Genomic DNA, 16,701 nt, shown 5'->3' with positions numbered 1-16,701 from the left:
ATGACCGCTCAGCGTCAATTGAAACTCGGCTTCATCCTGCACGGCGTCGGCCCCGGCTGGGGAGACTGGCGTCATCCGGACGCCCAGCCCAACGCCAGCACGAACTTCCAGTTCTACAAGCGCCAGGCCCAGGTGGCCGAGGCCGGCAAGTTCGACTTCCTGTTCGTGGCCGACAGCGTCTACATCACCGAGAAATCCAGCCCGCACTATCTGAACCGCTTCGAGCCGCTGACGATCCTGTCGGCCCTGGCGGGCGCGACGAACAACATAGGCCTCGTGGGCACCCTGACGGTCAGCTACAGCGAGCCGTTCAACGTCGCCCGCCAGTTCGCCTCGCTCGACCACATCAGCGGCGGCCGCGCGGGCTGGAACGTCGTCACCTCGTGGCTGGAAGGCAGCGCGGCCAACTACAGCCGCGAGAAACACTACGCCCACGACGTCCGCTATCGTCTGGCCGGCGAATATCTCGATGTCGTGCAGGGGCTTTGGGACTCCTGGGAGGACGACGCCCTGACCTTCGACAAGAAGGGCGGCCAGTTCTTCGATCCCGCCAAGCTGCACACCCTGAACCACAAGGGCGAGTTCTTCTCGGTGAAAGGGCCGCTGAACATCAGCCGCTCGCCGCAGGGCCAGCCGGTGATCTTCCAGGCCGGCGCGTCCGAGGACGGCAAGGCCTTCGCCGCCCGCCGGGCCGACGCGATCTTCGTCTCGCACGAGGATCTCGACGCCGCCCAGGCCTACTACAAGGACATCAAGGCCCGCGCGGCGGCGTTCGGGCGTGATCCGGATCAGCTCAACGTCCTGCCCGCCGCGCGGCCCGTTGTCGGACGCACGGCTGAGGAAGCCGAGGCCAAGTATCAGGAGCTTATCGAGCTGGTGTCGATCGACAACGCGCTGTCGATGCTGGCGCGGCCGTTCAACGAATACGACTTCAGCCAGCACGACCTCGACGGCCCGTTCCCGCTGGAAGCCGCCGAGTTCGGGGCCAACTCCAACCAGAGCTCGGTCAATCGGATCGTCGAGGCTGTGAAGGCTGAGGGGCTGACCCTGCGCCAGACAGCCCTGCGGTTCGCGACTCCGCGCGGCCACTTCGTCGGTTCTCCCGAGCAGGTCGCCGACAGCCTGCAGCAATGGTTCGAGGCGCGCGGCGCCGACGGCTTCGTGCTGTTCGAGAGCCTGCCCGGTCAGCTCGAGGCTTTCGTCGAGCTGGTCGTGCCGATCCTGCAGGCGAGGGGGCTTTTCCGGACCGAGTATGAGGGCCCGACCTTCCGCGAGAGCCTGGGCCTGAATTTCCCCGTGAACCGTTATTCGAGGGCGCTACAGGCGGCGGAATGACTAGAATTGGTCGCTTCAGGGCCGCGCGATTTGGCGCGGCCCTAGAATGCTAAGCGCTCGTTATCGGCGCAACCATCAGGGACGTCCTCTTATAACGCTTCTTCGGCGCTCCCTTCGGCCGGTCTAACGACCGATACAGCGTTGATCGCGCCACGCCTAAGGTGCGCGCGACTTCGGCGCCCGTGAACCTCACGTCGCCTGACGCGAGCGTCTAGCACCCTGGCTTGGTCGCACGGGTCAGGCCGGCATCAATGGGTGGGCGACCGCAATGGGTCAGGCTGGCGGCCATTTTTCACTGACAAATGTCCGGTTCCTGGAGGTAAGCCAACGTTAGCTTCTGGCGCGGCCCAGTCGACAGGCTAGGCGTAATGCTCGTGGGCGACAGGCGTGCTGTGGAAACGGTCGCGGGAGGCGGCGGTTTCGGTCTTCAGCCAGTCGACGAAGGCTTCGTGGGCGGTGCAGGCGCGGCGGGGGCGCTCGGCATGGACGACGCGATATTGCTGGCCGATCGGGGCGCCGGCGTTCAGGCGACGAACCAGCCGCCCTTCGGCCAGCAGCCGCTCGCTGGCCAGCGGCACGGCCAGCGCCAGACCCATGCCGCTGGCTGCGGCTTCGTACATCGCTTGCAAGGTGGGAAAGGTCTGGCTGGCGCGCGGCGGCGCGGCGGGACGGCCGACCTGTTCGAACCAGCGCGACCACAGGTTCGCGCCGCCAGCCGTAGTCAGCAGGGCGTGGTCGGAAAGATCGTCGATCTGCTCAACGGGCGCGCCGCCGGCCGGTGTCGGGGCCGAGACGACGAAGGCGTCCAGCTCGACCAGCACCTCGGAGGCGAAGTCGGCCGGGGCCGCATCGCCGCCGCAGATGGCCAGGTCCGCCTGGCCGTCGCGCAGGCCATCCAGCCCCTGGCGGATGATCAGCTCGATTTCCAGTCCGCGCGCACGCAATGCGCCCAGGCGCGGCATCAGCCAGGTGACGGCGAACGAATGCGAAGCGCTGACCCGCACCGCGCCGCCAGGCGCGCGCAGGCGACGGGTGGCTCGCCGGATGACCTCCAGCGCCGGGGCGATCTCGTCCAGATAGCGCGCGCCGATCTCGGTCAGACGCGGCGTGGGCCCGGAGCGATCGAACAGTGGCGCGCCGACGAAACTTTCCAGCAGTTGGATGCGACGTGAGAAGGCCGAGGGGCTGAGGGCCAGCTCGGTCGCGCCGGCGCGGAAGCTGGCGGTGCGAGCGGCGACCAGGAAGGCCTCGGCGGCCTCCAGTGGCGGGGTCTGTCTCAGCATGGGCGAGAACCCTTTGCGACCATGACGTCGAGCTAGCACTCCATTGTCACAGAATGAGGACAGGTTGCGCGGCGCGGGACGGGCGGTTCGGGGGATGCGTTGCGTTCGACGCAAGGACGGTTGCAAGGTCCGCGCTTCTGGCGAGACGGGCGATCCGGCAAGCGAAGCGTGCGGACCATTCTGCATCCGCGCTTTGCTAATCGCCTACCCATGCGCCTTGCCCTGATCTCCGACACCCATCTGGCTCCCGTCGCGGCCGCCTTCAACGCCAATGCCGAAGCGGCGATCGACTGGATCGAGACGTGGGCGCCCGATGCGGTGATCCACCTGGGCGACGTCACCGCCGACGGGGCCGAGGATCCGGACCAGTTCGAGCATGCCCGCGTGCTACTCTCGCGGCTGTCGGCGCCGCTGCACTGCCTGCCCGGCAATCACGATGTCGGGGACTGTCCGCCTGCGAACGGAACCAAGGAGCCGCCGTTCTCGTCGCGCCGCCTGGCTCAGTTCCGCGCCGCCCTGGGCGCCGATCAGTGGTGGTTCGCCCGCGATGGTTGGACGTTGATCGGCCTCAACAGCCAGCTGTTCGCGAGCGGCGATGCCGAAGACGCCTTGCAGGCCGAGTGGCTGGAGAACGAATTGGCGGCAGTGCGCGGGCCTGTCGCGCTCTTTCTGCACAAGCCGTTGGTGCTGGAAACGCATGAGGACACGCCCGATCATCCCCGCTTCGCGCCGCTGGAGGCGAGGCGGCGGCTGGCGCGGCTGCTAGCGGATCGTCCGGCCCTGGTGGTCAGCGGTCATGTCCACCAGCACCGGCGCCGGCGGATCGGCGTCGCCGATCATCTGTGGGCGCCATCGACGGCTTTTCTGCTCCCCGACAGCGTCCAGCCGCGCTTGGGCGACAAGCAGGTCGGGCTGCTCACGCTCGAGCTGTCGCCGGACGGCGGCTGGCGCGCCGAGATGGTGTCGCCGGCGGCCATGGTCTCGCATGACGTCCTGGACCACCCCGAGGTCTATCCGCAGGTTCTCGAGATGAAGCGGAGCGCGATGTGACGGTCCCAGCCCAAGGCTCTAGCCGTTCGCGGCACGCCGTCTATGGCCTCTGCGTCCTAATCGTCGCCTATGTGCTGGCCTTCATCGATCGGCAAATCCTGAACCTGCTGGTCGAACCGCTGAAGCACGACCTGGGGCTCAGCGATCTGCAGGTAAGTCTGCTGCAAGGGCCGGCGTTCGGTCTCTGTCTCGCCTTAGCCGGCCTGCCGATCGGGCGGCTGGTCGATACGCACCGGCGCGTGACCGTGCTGGCGATCGGGGTGGCGGTCTGGAGCCTGATGGCGGCCGGCTGCGGCCTGGCGCCCAGCTATGCGATGCTGCTGGCCTGCCGGATTGGCGTCGGGACGGGAGAGGCCGCCATGACCCCCAGCGCCTATTCGCTGATCGGCGACTGGTTTTCTCCCAAGCGCCAAGGCGTCGCGGCCGGCTTCTATAGTATGGGCGCCTATGTCGGCGGCGGGCTGGCTCTGATCCTGGGCGGGGTGCTGCTGAAGGCTCTGCCGGCCAGCGACGGGATGGCGGCGTGGCGTCTGGCCTTTCTAGCGACCGCCGCCGCCGGGATCCCCGTGGCCCTGTGGGTGGCCACCCTATGCGAGCCGTCCCGCAGCGATGCGTCGCCGAGCAAGACCCCGCCCTCGTGGCGTGAGGCGCGAACCTGGTTCGCCGGGGCCGGCGGGCGAGGGGCCCTGGCCGTCAACACCGCCGTCACCTTCGCGGCGATGGCCAGCTACGCGATCTCCGCCTGGACGCCCAGCGCCTTGATCCGCGCCTTCCACCTGGCGCCGCATGCGGTGGGTCTGCGCTTTGGCCTGACGATGATCACCGCGGGCGTCGCCGGCAGCTTGAGCGCGGGCTTCATCGGCGACGCTTTGCGCGCGCGTGGGGTGAGAGACGGACGGCTCTGGGCACTCGGCTTGGCGGCCATGGCGGCGATCCCTTTGGCGGCGAGCGCCACGCGCGCGGCTTCGCCCGACCTGACCTTCATCCTGCTATGGCCGCTGATCTTCCTGGTGACCATGGCCGTCGGCTGCGGGCCAGCCAGCCTGCAGGAGATCACCCCGGTCAGGATGCGCGGCCTGCAGCACGCCCTGGCCGTCCTGGCGGTCAATCTGTTCGGTTTAGGCCTTGGGCCGCCGGTCGTGGCCGCCATCACCGATCTCGTCCTGCACGACGACGTCCGGGTCGGCCACGCCCTGGCCATGGCCGCGCCGGTGATGCTGGCCCTGTCGGCGACCTGCGCTCTGCAGGGGCGGGCCGCCTATCGCCGAGCGCTTCCGGTCGACGCCTGAAGGCTGCGTTGCGCCTGGCGCAACGCCCGTTCGAACCTGCGCGCTTAGGCGCGCCCGGGGGGCCGAAGTATCGCAAGGCCGTAGCTTTCAGACGCTCGGGGATCCCATGTTCAGACTGTTCGCCACGACCAGCGCCTTCGCCTTGCTCGCCACCGCTGCTGGCGGCGCTCAGGCCCAAGAGACCGCCCAGTTGGAGGAGGTCGTCGTCGTCGGCAGCCGCGCGACAGCCCGCCTGGTCACCGACTCGCCCGCCCCAGTGGACGTGATTTCGGCCGAGACGCTGGCCGCCCAAGGCTTCGACGACATCAACCGCGCGTTGGCTTTCATCGCTCCGTCGTTCAACTTCCCGCGCGGCGCCACCGGTCCGTCGGCGGCCAATACTCGGGCCGCCAGCCTGCGCGGCCTGGCGCCCGACCAGGTGCTCGTGCTCGTCGATGGCAAGCGCTGGCATGCCTCTTCGGTGATCAACTTCAACAACGTGTTCGGCCGCGGCTCTGTCCCGACCGACTTGGGCGCCATTCCGATGTCGGCGGTGGCTCGGATTGAGATCCTGCGCGACGGGGCGGCGGCCCAATACGGTTCCGACGCGATCGCCGGAGTGATCAACATCGTCATGCGCAGCGACCGAGGCGGCCGCGCCACCGTCCAGGCCGGTCGTACGGAGGAGGGGGACGGCGGCACGGTCACCGCCTCGCTAGGCTATGGCTTCACTCTGGGCGAACGCGGCCGGCTAAACCTTTCGGCCGAGGTTCGCAGCCGCAACAGCACCAACCGCGCCGCGATCGACAGCCGCTATGGCCGCGTGACCACCCAGCAGGGCGACCCGGATTCTCTGGACGTCGGCCTGGCAGCGAACGGCGAGTACGACCTCGGTGGCGCCGTCACCCTCTACGGCGACGTCGTCTATGATCGCCGCCGTTCGATCAGCCCGGCCCAATACCGCGCCCCGACCGTTGCCCCGGCCATCTATCCGCAAGGCTTCGTACCGCACATTCGGCTGGATCTGGACGACGCGGGTGGCGCGGTCGGTCTGCGCGGCGCTTGGCGCGGCTGGTCCTGGGACCTCAGCGACGCCCCCGGCTACAGCCACGCCCGCTTCGCGGTGCGTGACACCACCAACACCTCGCTGGGGACCGCCAGCCCGACCCGTTTCGACGGCGGCGGCGCGCGCTACGTCCAGAATGTGCTCGACTTCACCGCTTCGCGACCGTTGCGCCTGGGCGCCGGCGGCAACCTGGCCCTCGGTGTCGAGCACCGCTGGGAAGGCTTCAAGATCATCTCAGGCGAGCCGAACTCGTACACCGGCGCCGGCGCCCAGGGCTTTCCAGGCTTCAACCCGCCCACGCCGGTCGACGCCGACCGCGGCGCCGTGGCCGCCTTTGTCGACGGCGAACTGAAGCCGGTAGAAAGCGTGACCCTGGCCGCCGCGGCGCGCTACGAACACTATGGCGACTTCGGCGATGCGACCTCGGGGAAGATCAGCGCCCTGTGGCGGCCCGTTCCCGTCCTGGCGGTCCGGGGAACGATCTCGACCGGCTTTCGCGCTCCGTCGCTGCAGCAACGTTTCTTCTCGACGGTGACCAGCCAGTCCAGCGGCGGCATTCTGGTCAACATCGGGACCTTTGCCGTGGACGATCCGGTGTCGCGGGCGCTGGGCGCTTCCCCGCTAAAGCCCGAGAAGTCGCATAATCTCAGCGCCGGCCTGGTGGTGACGCCAGCCGCAGGCTTCTCGTTCACCGCCGACGTCTTTCGGATCAGGATCGAAGATCGCATCGCGCTCAGCGAAACCCTGAGCGGCGCCGCCGTGACCGCCGTCCTGAAGGCGGCCGGGGTCACCAACGCCAGCCAGGCGCGTTTCTTCACCAACGCCGCCGACACCACCACGCGCGGCTATGAGCTGACGGCGAACTGGCGCGGGCGGCTGGGCGCGAACGGCCGGTTCGACGTGACCGCAGGCCACACCCAGACCGATACCGACCTGGACCGGCTGCGAGCCAATCTGGTCTTACCGTCCTTGCCCTTACTGGGTGTCGCCGCGATCGACCTGATGGCCGACGCCCTGCCGCGAACCAAGACCACACTGACCGCGCGCGCCGACTGGCGGGCTTGGAGCGCGGGCGTGAATCTGGCTCGCTTCGGGTCGTTCCGCGCTGTTCAGGTGGCTAGCGAGCAGGTCTTCGGGCCGATCACCACGATCGACCTTACCCTCGACTACGCCGTCAATTCGCGCCTGAAGGTCGGGTTGTCGGTTCTGAATCTGAGCGACGCCTATCCCGACAAAATCGCTGACCGGGCCCTGACACAGGGTGGCGGCATCCAATATCCTGAGGTCGGTGGCGTCGGCACGAACGGTCGCGAGTACGTGCTTCGACTATCATCGCGCTTCTGAGGGCGGCCGCCGGCATTCAAGGCAGGTGAACGTCCGTCTCCAGACAATGCACGAACGTCCGCGTCTGGCGCTGGCCGGCCGGCGACGCCGACCTGCGGATCGGCAGAGTAATGAAGTCCTGCAAACGGCGCTGGCGACGGTCGGGCGATAGCAAGCGCACGCAGATCTCGGGTAACTATTGCGTCCTGAAGAGTGTCGTGAGGGGACTGTCATTGTGGAAGCGCCGAGCTCGCCCCTCATGCGTACTGGTTTAGCGCTGGGGTCACGCGCCTTCGACATGCTCGCGGTCGCTGTCATCGGCTGCGCCTATACGGTGACGATCTTCGTTGCGCGTGACGATACCAATCTTGGCGCCGCGATTGTGGGCGGCATTGCCAACACGGTGCCCGTTATCCTCTTCGGCGGCTTGGTGCGGCGCTTAGTCATCGAGAAACTAGTCGGTCGCGGCGCGGTCCGCCAAACCCTAGGCCACGCCGTTCTGTGCACGGCGTTTTCGGTGTTGTCGTTCTGGGTTCTGATCATACTGCTGGGCATGGCGAACGACGCCTCTCCCTTCGCCTTCGAAGTGAAGCCATTTGGGAAGGGAAGCGCCTGGCAGTTGCTGGAAAACGCGACGACCTATGCCGTCATCGCCGCCTTGTCCTATCTCCAAGCCTGGCGGCCTGTTCCGAACGCCAAGTGGGCAACCGGTGAATTGGAGGTCACGCTTCCCGCACCGCCTTCGGATCGGGAAGTCCCGCGCAAACGGCAGGCGTCACGCCATTTCATCCGTAGCGGCGAGGACATCCTCCCGGTGGACGTCAGCCGTGTCGTCTGCATCACCGGCGCCGACGACTATTCCGACGTGGCGACGCTCGATCGCAATAATCTCGTCCGAATGACGCTAGCCGAGTTCGAGAAGACCCTCGACACTGCCCTGTTCGTGCGTGTGCACCGCTCGTCGATCGTCAATGTCGATCTGATCGAGCGTGCGGAACCAGCCGGCGGGGGCCGGATGCTGCTTCATATGGCCAATGGCCAGACTATCCAGTCGAGTCGTGATCTTCAACAGCGCCATCGGCCGTCTCCCTCGAACGGCAAAGGTTAACATGGATATTCGTGTTATGCGAATTTTCGTGCAACGTTCGCGACCTGAGGGTGAAATTCGGCGCCGCCGTGACCGCAAACGTTCTACGAGACTGGATGGGACTTATGACGCTGGCGCCGCTGTTCGACTCCCCCTGCGATCTGGCCCAGCGCATCCCATCGATGGTCTCCTACTTCCTCGATCTGGAGGCTAAAATCGGCCGCCGCTTTCGCGAGGATAGCGTCACCGATATCGTCATCGCCTCGCTGCTGAAGATCGCCGGCTCCAACGCCACGGTCCTCGTGCCGCCGGAGGTGAAGACCGGCGGCGACTTCGACATCCTCATCGTCGAGCCAGCGACGGGCGAGGCGATCCAGTACAGGATCCAAGCCAAGCGCCTTTCGCCGCATCCGACCACCTGGGGCTGGGGCTCCTATCGCGAGCTCGACCATCCCCACGGCCAAGGAAAGCAGGCTTCCACCCTGATCCGGTCTTCGGCCAAGGAGGCGATCAAAACCATTCCGCTCTATGCCTTCTACAATCCCGAGACCGGGTGCGCGGCCTCCGGTGGCGAGATCTCCGGCATCGAGCTGGCGGACGGGCGAGAGATCAACCAGATCGTAAAGACCCTGGTGAAGGCCAAGGCCGCCTCCAAGCGGCCGCGCCTGAAGCGCCTAGATCATCTGCGCGATCTCTTCTTTCCCCTATCGACGATACTGTGCCCGCCGTTGGGCGCGGAGAGGCCCGCGTCGACGGGGATCATCCCACCCCGAACCTCCCGTCTGGCAATCGAGACCCGGGGTCGTCCTCATTGGATGTGGGTCAAGAAAATCCCCCGACTGCCGCGTGACCGCCAGGAGAACCTAGCCCTGCCGTCGCCCACCCAAGAAACGTCGCGGCGATCGCGCGGCGCGCGCCAAGTGTCCGCGGCTCGCCGGTTTCCGGCGGTGGTCGAGCGCGCCTTGGCGCGGCGCGAGGAGGAGGCGATCCAGGTTGCTCTGGTCAAGCGGCCGAAGATCGTCCTCGTCTCCAAGGGTGGCTAACAGACCCCGCATGGGTCGGAGAAGAGCCGTTCGCTGCCAGCGGCGCCGGCCTGAAGGTCCGGAGCTTGGCAAGGTGCCAACGTCCGCAATTGGCGCACTGTTGCCTCGAAGGGGCTTAGTTCAGGGCCTTAGGCGTCCTAGCAATTGAACCGAGCTCCTATCGCCAAGAACCTTCGGGCAGGAGCACGTTGCGATCCGCATGGACGATGGCTTCGTGCAACGCGGCCTTGCTGAGTGGCAGGCAGTAGGCTGGTCTCGCGCGTTCAAACCGCCAGCTCTCACCTAGCGAGCCTGCATCATACGGTTCGAATCCGAATTGCGCCACGAGCTCGGACACGACGCGTTTTGCATCGTCGTCGTCGCCTGCCAGCGGCAGTGCGCGGCGCGCCCCTGAGGTCAGCCGGGATCCCGTATGGTTCAGGTCGCGGGCCAGGATAGCGTTGAACGCCTTGACGAGGCGGGCGCCGGGAAAGCGCTGCGCGACGAGCTCACTGGTTGTTGTGCGGTTTGCGTCGAGTTCGACGATCGCGCCGTCACGATCCGGATAATAGTTGTTTGCGTCGACGACGATCTTGCCGGCTAGGCCTGGATGTTGAAGTTCTAGTGCCCGGGCAAGAGGGATGGCGATCAGGACGATCTCCCCATAAGCGACCGCGTCGTCAACGCCGCCAGCCCTAGCGCCAATTTTCTGCGCGAAGTCGTCTAGCGTCACCGGGTCACGCGAGTTGCTCACCATGACTTCGTGTCCGGCGTCGACCGCAAGTCTAGCGAAGGCGCGGCCGATGTTCCCCGCGCCAATCGTGCTGATCCGCATTGCAACGCCCTCTTCACTGTTCGGGACAGGTGGTGGCGTCCTCTCGCTCGCTCAAGCTTTAGGCGCTGATTTCAGCGGCGTTGGTTGGGGTGAGAGGCGCCTGTCCGACGAGATACCAAGGTCTCAGGCGCTCAGGCCGACCTCATCATCGGCTTGGCGGAGTCGTTTCCTGTCAGCGGCGTCGCTAGCTGAAGGTCCGGAAGCTGGCAAGGTGCCAATGTCAGCAAGTGGCGCGCCCCGGCCAACCCACCTACAGCGATCAGCGCGCGGAGTGCGGACCCTGCCTATGGTGGAGAGGGGGGATGAAATCCTACCTCGCGGCGAAAAGATCTTCGAACTTACGCAGCAGGTCGAAAGTCACCTTCGCCAATGTCGTCGGGAGAGGGCGGCTACGCGCCATTAGCGGGCGCTTGTAGCTTCGCAACCACAGCTTCTCGGGGCCGGACCGAATGGACAACCTATTGAGAGCTCGCATCTAGATGGCCAGGGGCCATTCACAGTTCTCACGGGTGTCCGCTTCAGCGCACCTACGCCCCAAGTACGCACCGACGCTCGTGCGGTACGTTTAAGGCGCATGTGTGTGCGGGGAGGGGGCTTGAACGGCCGCTTGCCTCGTAACCGGAGCGTTCGGATCACCCTAGCCGCCTGGCGCGATCATCCGCTGAATGGCCGCGTCCTGCGCCGCGCGCATGGCATGAGCGCCCCAGACGATCAATCCCGACAACACCCCCCCGGCCGTGCAATATTCCACGGCGGTCAGCCCTTCCTCGTCGCGCCAGAGCGCGATCAAGGCCTCATTCAAGCGGAGGCGACGAAGGTGGGCGATCACGAAGGTCATGGGCCTTTGGCTTGAAGCTGCGTCCCGCCAAACCTCCCACCTCGGACTTAAGATCGCGCCAAGCAACGTGGTTGAACCGTCTTAACGCCCCCTCGGCGCGGGCGCTGCGGGACCGCGATGCTGCCCAATTTGGGCGGTGGGGGCGTTGCCGCGCGGGGGGCGCGTCGGCCAAGGTTTTAATTATTGAGCAACCATGCTCAGGGGTTTCTGGGGAGTGGGCGACATGCTTCGCGAATTCATCAATCAAGTTTCGGCGCTGCTGAAGGACGAGTCGGGGCTGACCTCGACCGAATATTCGACCATGGGCGGCGCCATGGCCGGCGGCGTGTTCACGATGTCGGACGCCCTGTCGCAAGCCTCGGGCACGGCCTTCGACAACGTCGTCAACGCCGTGGCCGGCGACGACGGTTCGGCCGGTTAAGCGTAACGGCGCGCCCGGGTCGCTTCACGAGCCGGGCGCGTTGAAGCCATGATTGGCGTTAATAGGGTCATAGACGCGACTTTGGTCGCACTGCTGGCCGGCTGCATCTTCTCGGATGTCCGTCGACGGATCATTCCGAACGGTCTTTGCCTCGCGGTTGCCCTGCTGGGCCTGATCGCTGGACTGATCGAGGATCCCGCCGCCGTGATCTATCCGGTCCTTGGCGGCGCCTTGCTGATCGTCGGTGGTCTCGCGTTGCATCGCAAGGGCGTGCTGGGCGGCGGCGACGTCAAACTGATGGCCGCCTTGGCCATCTGGCTCACCCCGATCGAGATGGGGCGGTTCGTTCTGTGCACCATGATGGCGGGCGGCGTGGTCGGAGCGGCCTATCTGCTCGCTGGTTTCGCACGGCGCTTACGCGACAAGACCGCGCCGGCCGCGAGCGGCGTGCCCTACGCCTTGGCGATCGTGGTGGGGTTCTATTTCCTGCGCCCTGATCGCGTACTTCTTCTCCTGCAGGCCTAGGGACGGGAGACAGTCGCCATGAGCCAGAATGAAACCGGCGCTTCGCCGCGGGGTGGTTTTCTCCTGCTCTTGAAAAACGTTGGAATGTTCGTCCTCGCCGCGGTTGTCGCTGGCGTAGTTATACAGCTGGGCAAGCACATCGCGCCCTCGTTGTTTGGCCGCCCCGCAGAGCGCCCTGTCCAGGAACAAGGTCGATGACGCCCTCCGACCCTTTCGGGCTCGGCCCGACAAGCGCTCCGGCCAAGCCGACCTCGTCGCTGCTGACCGGCCTGAAGAATATCGGCATGTTCTTCGCGGCCCTAATCGCGACCGTTCTAATCGCCAGCCTCTTCAAGTCGGCCCTGGCCTCGACCGGCGGCCACGCGGCCGGCCGCTATTATTTGGAGACGTCCACGGCGATCCGGGCCGGCGAGACCCTCTCGCCAAGCAATACCGTCTGGCGGGCGGGCGCGGCCAAACGCGGTCCCGATGTGTTGTCTTCCGACACCAAGGGCGCCGATGTCTACTGGGGTTGGCAGGCGCTCGCGCCCATCCGCGCGGGCCAGGCCGTGACCAAGAGCGCCGTCGTCGATGCGCGGGCCGATGCCGCGACGCTGTCGCCGCCGCCCGGCAAGGTCGGTTTCATTCTCGCCGGCGATGAACTGACCTCGGTCAGCCAGGTTCTGCGTCCCGGCGCGCGCGTCGACGTTATCGCGGTCGCCGGCGGAGGTCGCAACGCTAGCGCTGCGGCCGCCGTCGCCACCTTGGTGCAGGCCGCGCCGGTGCTGCATGTGCGAGGCGGACTGAAGCGCGGCGGCCGCGGGTTGGACGCTTCGGTGACCCTGGCGGTCTCGCCCGAGGAGGCCGAGGACATGGCCGCCTGGCGGCGCAATGGCAGCCTCGTCCTCACGGTCTCGGGGCCGAACAGCGCCGATCCGTCGCGACTGGGGCAATGGCGTGCGCTTTATGACGACGCCGAGGTCGACGCCAGCGACGCCGCCGAACATGCCTCGAGCGGCGCGAAAGGGTCGGTCGCGACGCCGCCTCCGTCTTCCAGCGTCGCGGTGATCACGCCCAGTGGCGCCCGTCAGCAGGCCTTGCCTTGACCCTCAAAGCCTTTTTCGTCGCGTCCGCGACAGTGTTGTGGACCGTCAACGCGGCGGGGGCCGAGCGCGAAACGCTGCGCGAGGGCTCCGTCTTGACGTTCAAGCCCGCCAGCGATGTCGCGTCGGTCGTGCTGTCGAACGAGGACGCCCTGGCGGTCGATGTGCGCGGCCCGCGTCAAGTGGTGGTGTTCGGCAAGAAGGAGGGGGTGGGCGAGCTTCTGCTGCTCGACGCGCGCGGCCGCGACATCGAGCGCCACGCCTTCACTGTGGTGGGCGACCTGTCCAATCTCGAGTCGGTGCTCAACGGCGCCTTGCCCGGCGCCAGGATCCACGCCGAGCGCGCGAGCGGCGTCGTCGTGCTCAGCGGCGAGGCGGCGACCAGCGCCCAGGTGGCTACCGCCGGGACCATCACCGCCGGGGCGTTTCCGGCCCTGAAGCTGGTCAATCTGGTGCGAAGCCGCGCCAGCGACCAGTTGGCGGTGTCCGTGCGGGTGATGGAGGTGCGCAAGAGCCGCCTCAAGGCCCTGGGCATTCGCTGGTCGGCGATGAACCGCTTCAACCAGGGGACAGGCGCGGTGGGCAACACCTTCGCCTCGGCCTTGGGGCAGCCGGGGTCGGCCGATTTGTTCGCCTCGGCCAAGTTCACGCTCAATCGTCTGACCCTGGACGCCTATATCAACTTCCTGCGGACGGAGGGGGCGGCCACCATGCTGGCCGAGCCGACCTTGGTGGCGACCAGCGGCCAGAAGGCGCGCTTCCTGGCCGGCGGCGAGATCCCGGTGCCCACCCCCTATATAAATGGCGCTGGGGTGAGCAATTCTCTTGGCTACACGTTCAAGCCCTACGGCGTGACTCTGGAGTTCACTCCCGAGATTCTCGACGGCGAGCGGGTCAAGCTTGAGCTCGCCCCCGAGGTCTCCGCCATCGACGATAGCCACGTGGTCGAGTTCGGCGGCGCCAAGGTGCCCGGCCTCGTCAGCCGGAAGACCGCGACCACGGTGACCTTGCGTTTCGGCGAGAGCCTCGCCATTGCCGGTTTGCGCACGCGCGACACTCAGAAGGACCGGCGTGGACTGCCGTTCAAGACCCCATTCAATCTGGGCGACGCCCTGGCCGGGGCCAATAACACGCAAGACTCCGACACCGAGCTGGTGCTGATCGTAACGCCCGAGACCGTGGCCGACGCCCAAGGTCGGATGCCGACCGCCCGGGAAGCGGACCCGCCGCCGGTGTCGAACCCGGCCAGCCACGCTCCAGGGCGGCCCTGATGACCGACGCCGAACGGTTGGTGGCCGGACTGGTCGACGCCGCCGCTCGCGCCTTTCCTGGCGATGATCATGGCGAGCTCGTCGTCGAGCGTCCGGCGCTGGAGGCCCATCTGTCCAGGATCATCGCCGGGCGTCGTGATTTAGCGGGCTCCGAGGCGGAGGCCCTGGTGGACCGGGCCTGCGACGAGATCCTCGCCTTTGGACCGATCACCGCCCTGATGACCGCGCCGGGCGTCACCGACATCCTGATCAACGGTTGGAACCGGATCGTCTATGAGCAAGATGGCCGACTCCATGATTTCGACGGGCGCTTCTTTGGCCCTGAACACCTGAACAGCTTCGTGCATCGCCACGTGGCCAGGGCCGGCCGGGCGGTCAATCGCGCCAATCCGTGGGCGGACGTCGAACTGCGTGACGGCTCGCGCATGCACGTCGTCAGCGCTCCCGTCGCCCAGGGCGGCCCCTTCGTGTCGATCCGACGCTTTCCCGAACAGCCTTTCAGCCTGGAGGCTCTTGAAACGCTCGGCGCCATCGATCGGGCCCAGCGATCCTGGTTGGAGAGCGCCGTGCGCGACCGGCTGAACCTCGTCATCGCCGGCGCGCCTGGAGCGGGCAAGACCACCTTGCTCGGCGCGTTGCTGGCCAAGGCGCCGCCGCATGAGCGCATCGTGCTGATCGAGGATGTCAGCGAGCTCAAGGTCGAGCATCCTCATTGCGTTAAGCTTCAGACGCGCCGCATCGCGCATGGCGAGGGCCAGCCGGCGTCGATCCGTCAGTTGGTGCGGGAGACGCTGCGGATGCGGCCCGACAGGCTCGTCGTTGGCGAGGTCCGCGGCGAGGAAGTGTTCGACATGGTCGCGGCCATGTCGATCGGCCTGGCCGGCTCGCTGAGCACCCTGCACGCCGGTTCGGTGGATGGCGCGATGCGGCGGCTGGCGTCGCTCTATGCCGCGGCGGCTCTTGGCCAGGCGGGTGTGGAGCCGCGGGCGGCCATCGCCCACGCCGTCGACGCCATCGTTTTCCTGGCGCGCGATGAAGCAGGCCGCCGCCGCGTGGTCGATATTCGCGGCCTGGTGGGCGTGTGAGCGGCTGGGCCGACCGACTGGGCGTGACGCCACGCCCGGAGGCCGCGCTGGCGGCCGCTGGGGCTGGCGTGTTCGCGGGACTATGGAGCGGGGTGGCGCCGTTAGGCTTGGCTCTGGGTTTGGGCGGCGGCCTCTTGATCGGACAGGTCCTCCACCAGCGCAGGGACGCGGGCGAGGCGCGCGATCGCGACCAGGTTCGGCGATTGATCGAGACCGCCGCGCCCCTCGCGCGGGCCGGGATGTCGCTGGACGCGGCCCTGCGGCGGGCGGCGCGGGCGGCCAGCGGCCCCGGCGCGTCCGTCCTCGCCGACGGACTATCCGCCCAGGCGGCTGGCCGCTCGGTCGATATGGAAGCCTTCCGACCCTATCCTTACACCACCCTGCTGTTCGAACTGCTGCGGTTGCATCGTGAACAGGGCGGCGATCCTCAACCCTTCCTGACCGCGTACCGAACGGCCTTGGGCATGAGCGAGGATCTGGCCAAGAAAAAGCAACTCGCCCTGACCCAGATTCGCTGGCAGGCCAATGTCATCACCGTGTTCTTTTTCCTGGTGCTCGGCTTCTCGGCCGCCCATGCGGGCGTCTTCGTCTCGGCGCTGCTGGAAAGTCCCGACGGTCGCTGGATGACCACCCTGGCCGCCACGCTGGTGATTTGGGGCCGCGTGGCGTTGAACGGTCTCGCCAGGACCATGTCATGAGCCTCGAGGAGCGCTACCAGGGAGAGATCGAGGCCGCCTGCGAATTCGTGGCCATCGCGGCGTTGGCCGCGGCCGAGGCCGGCGCTCCGCCCGCCTGGGCTCTGGGTCTTGGTCTGAAGCTGGCCGATGCGCGCGAGATGGACATGTCCGCGGCCGCCGCGCATTGGCGGCGACTGCGCGCCGCGCCCGACCCGGGTCTTCTGCCCGCCATGTCGGACGCGCCAGCCCCGGTCCGGGCCTTGCTGGCGCTAGCGATCGAGGCCGAGGAAAACGGCGATGATCTGCGCGAACGCTTGCGCATCTACCTGGCCAACAGTTTCGAACGACGTGAGTTTTCGTTGCGGCGGCGGATCGAGACCGTGCCGGTCTATATGATCATCGTGCTGGTGCTGTTCTTCATGCCCGCCATCCTGCTGATGCTGATCGGCCCCTCTTTCCTGGCCCTGTTGCGCGCTCTCTACGCGGCCTGAACATGCCGCCCAATCTGGGCAGTCGTCGCATGGAGAGCCAAC

16 protein-coding genes are annotated in these 16,701 nt (G+C 67.0%); 13 read left to right on the top strand and 3 right to left on the bottom strand.

Annotated elements, in window-relative coordinates; translation table 11 throughout:
* Window positions 1–1,335, top strand: coding sequence for an LLM class flavin-dependent oxidoreductase (locus OR37_RS02600; protein WP_004615616.1), 1,335 nt, complete (start codon window positions 1–3; stop codon window positions 1,333–1,335).
* Between the two features lie 359 nt (window positions 1,336–1,694).
* On the opposite strand, the gene OR37_RS20580 is transcribed toward OR37_RS02600, so the two are convergent.
* On the bottom strand, window positions 1,695–2,618 hold the full coding sequence (locus tag OR37_RS20580; RefSeq protein WP_004615615.1) for a LysR substrate-binding domain-containing protein: 924 nt from the start codon (window positions 2,616–2,618) through the stop codon (window positions 1,695–1,697).
* Window positions 2,619–2,828: 210 nt separating this feature from the next.
* Between OR37_RS20580 and OR37_RS02590 the strand changes: the two genes are divergently transcribed.
* From OR37_RS02590 to OR37_RS02570, 5 genes are all read left to right on the top strand, one after another.
* The gene (locus OR37_RS02590; protein WP_004615614.1) at window positions 2,829–3,668 is read left to right on the top strand and encodes a metallophosphoesterase family protein; all 840 of its coding nucleotides are present in this window, start codon (window positions 2,829–2,831) and stop codon (window positions 3,666–3,668) included.
* A complete protein-coding gene (locus OR37_RS02585; RefSeq protein ID WP_004615613.1) occupies window positions 3,665–4,957 on the top strand; it encodes an MFS transporter in 1,293 nt (430 codons plus the stop codon). Before OR37_RS02590 ends, OR37_RS02585 begins: the two co-directional genes overlap by 4 nt.
* A 106-nt stretch (window positions 4,958–5,063) precedes the next feature.
* The gene (locus OR37_RS02580) at window positions 5,064–7,346 is read left to right on the top strand and encodes a TonB-dependent receptor plug domain-containing protein (protein WP_004615612.1); all 2,283 of its coding nucleotides are present in this window, start codon (window positions 5,064–5,066) and stop codon (window positions 7,344–7,346) included.
* A gap of 238 nt (window positions 7,347–7,584) precedes the next feature.
* The gene (locus tag OR37_RS02575; protein WP_004615611.1) at window positions 7,585–8,433 is read left to right on the top strand and encodes a LytR/AlgR family response regulator transcription factor; all 849 of its coding nucleotides are present in this window, start codon (window positions 7,585–7,587) and stop codon (window positions 8,431–8,433) included.
* Window positions 8,434–8,528: 95 nt separating this feature from the next.
* Entirely contained in the window at window positions 8,529–9,455 is a 927-nt protein-coding gene (locus OR37_RS02570; RefSeq protein WP_131368801.1) for a DUF6615 family protein, read from the top strand.
* A gap of 157 nt (window positions 9,456–9,612) precedes the next feature.
* On the opposite strand, the gene OR37_RS02565 is transcribed toward OR37_RS02570, so the two are convergent.
* Entirely contained in the window at window positions 9,613–10,269 is a 657-nt protein-coding gene (locus OR37_RS02565; RefSeq protein ID WP_004615607.1) for an NADPH-dependent F420 reductase, read from the bottom strand.
* Between the two features lie 637 nt (window positions 10,270–10,906).
* Window positions 10,907–11,107 (bottom strand): hypothetical protein, encoded by a 201-nt coding sequence (locus OR37_RS02560; RefSeq protein WP_004615605.1) that lies wholly within the window; start codon window positions 11,105–11,107, stop codon window positions 10,907–10,909.
* Window positions 11,108–11,330: 223 nt separating this feature from the next.
* Here OR37_RS02560 and OR37_RS02555 point away from each other — a divergent pair, with 223 nt between their 5' ends.
* The 7 genes from OR37_RS02555 (at window position 11,331) to OR37_RS02525 (ending at window position 16,659) form a co-directional block, all read left to right on the top strand.
* Window positions 11,331–11,528, top strand: a complete 198-nt coding sequence (locus tag OR37_RS02555) for a Flp family type IVb pilin (RefSeq protein WP_035016819.1) — start codon at window positions 11,331–11,333, stop codon at window positions 11,526–11,528.
* Between the two features lie 81 nt (window positions 11,529–11,609).
* Window positions 11,610–12,053, top strand: a complete 444-nt coding sequence (locus OR37_RS02550; RefSeq protein WP_054508489.1) for an A24 family peptidase — start codon at window positions 11,610–11,612, stop codon at window positions 12,051–12,053.
* A gap of 194 nt (window positions 12,054–12,247) precedes the next feature.
* Complete coding sequence (locus tag OR37_RS02545) at window positions 12,248–13,138, top strand: RcpC/CpaB family pilus assembly protein (RefSeq protein WP_004615601.1); 891 nt, start codon at window positions 12,248–12,250, stop codon at window positions 13,136–13,138.
* A gap of 32 nt (window positions 13,139–13,170) precedes the next feature.
* On the top strand, window positions 13,171–14,406 hold the full coding sequence (locus OR37_RS02540) for a type II and III secretion system protein family protein (protein WP_268743938.1): 1,236 nt from the start codon (window positions 13,171–13,173) through the stop codon (window positions 14,404–14,406).
* Window positions 14,406–15,491, top strand: a complete 1,086-nt coding sequence (locus OR37_RS20575; RefSeq protein WP_004615599.1) for a CpaF family protein — start codon at window positions 14,406–14,408, stop codon at window positions 15,489–15,491. The genes OR37_RS02540 and OR37_RS20575 overlap by 1 nt, the downstream gene beginning before the upstream one ends.
* Window positions 15,488–16,189 (top strand): type II secretion system F family protein, encoded by a 702-nt coding sequence (locus OR37_RS02530; RefSeq protein ID WP_004615598.1) that lies wholly within the window; start codon window positions 15,488–15,490, stop codon window positions 16,187–16,189. The genes OR37_RS20575 and OR37_RS02530 overlap by 4 nt, the downstream gene beginning before the upstream one ends.
* A complete protein-coding gene (locus OR37_RS02525; protein ID WP_004615597.1) occupies window positions 16,186–16,659 on the top strand; it encodes a type II secretion system F family protein in 474 nt (157 codons plus the stop codon). Before OR37_RS02530 ends, OR37_RS02525 begins: the two co-directional genes overlap by 4 nt.
* The last annotated feature ends 42 nt before the right edge of the window (window positions 16,660–16,701 follow it).

Source organism: Caulobacter vibrioides OR37 (genome assembly GCF_000372645.1).
Lineage (GTDB): Bacteria > Pseudomonadota > Alphaproteobacteria > Caulobacterales > Caulobacteraceae > Caulobacter > Caulobacter vibrioides_E.
Note: the sequence above shows the minus strand (reverse complement) of the source record. Positions and strands in the feature narration are given on the sequence as shown.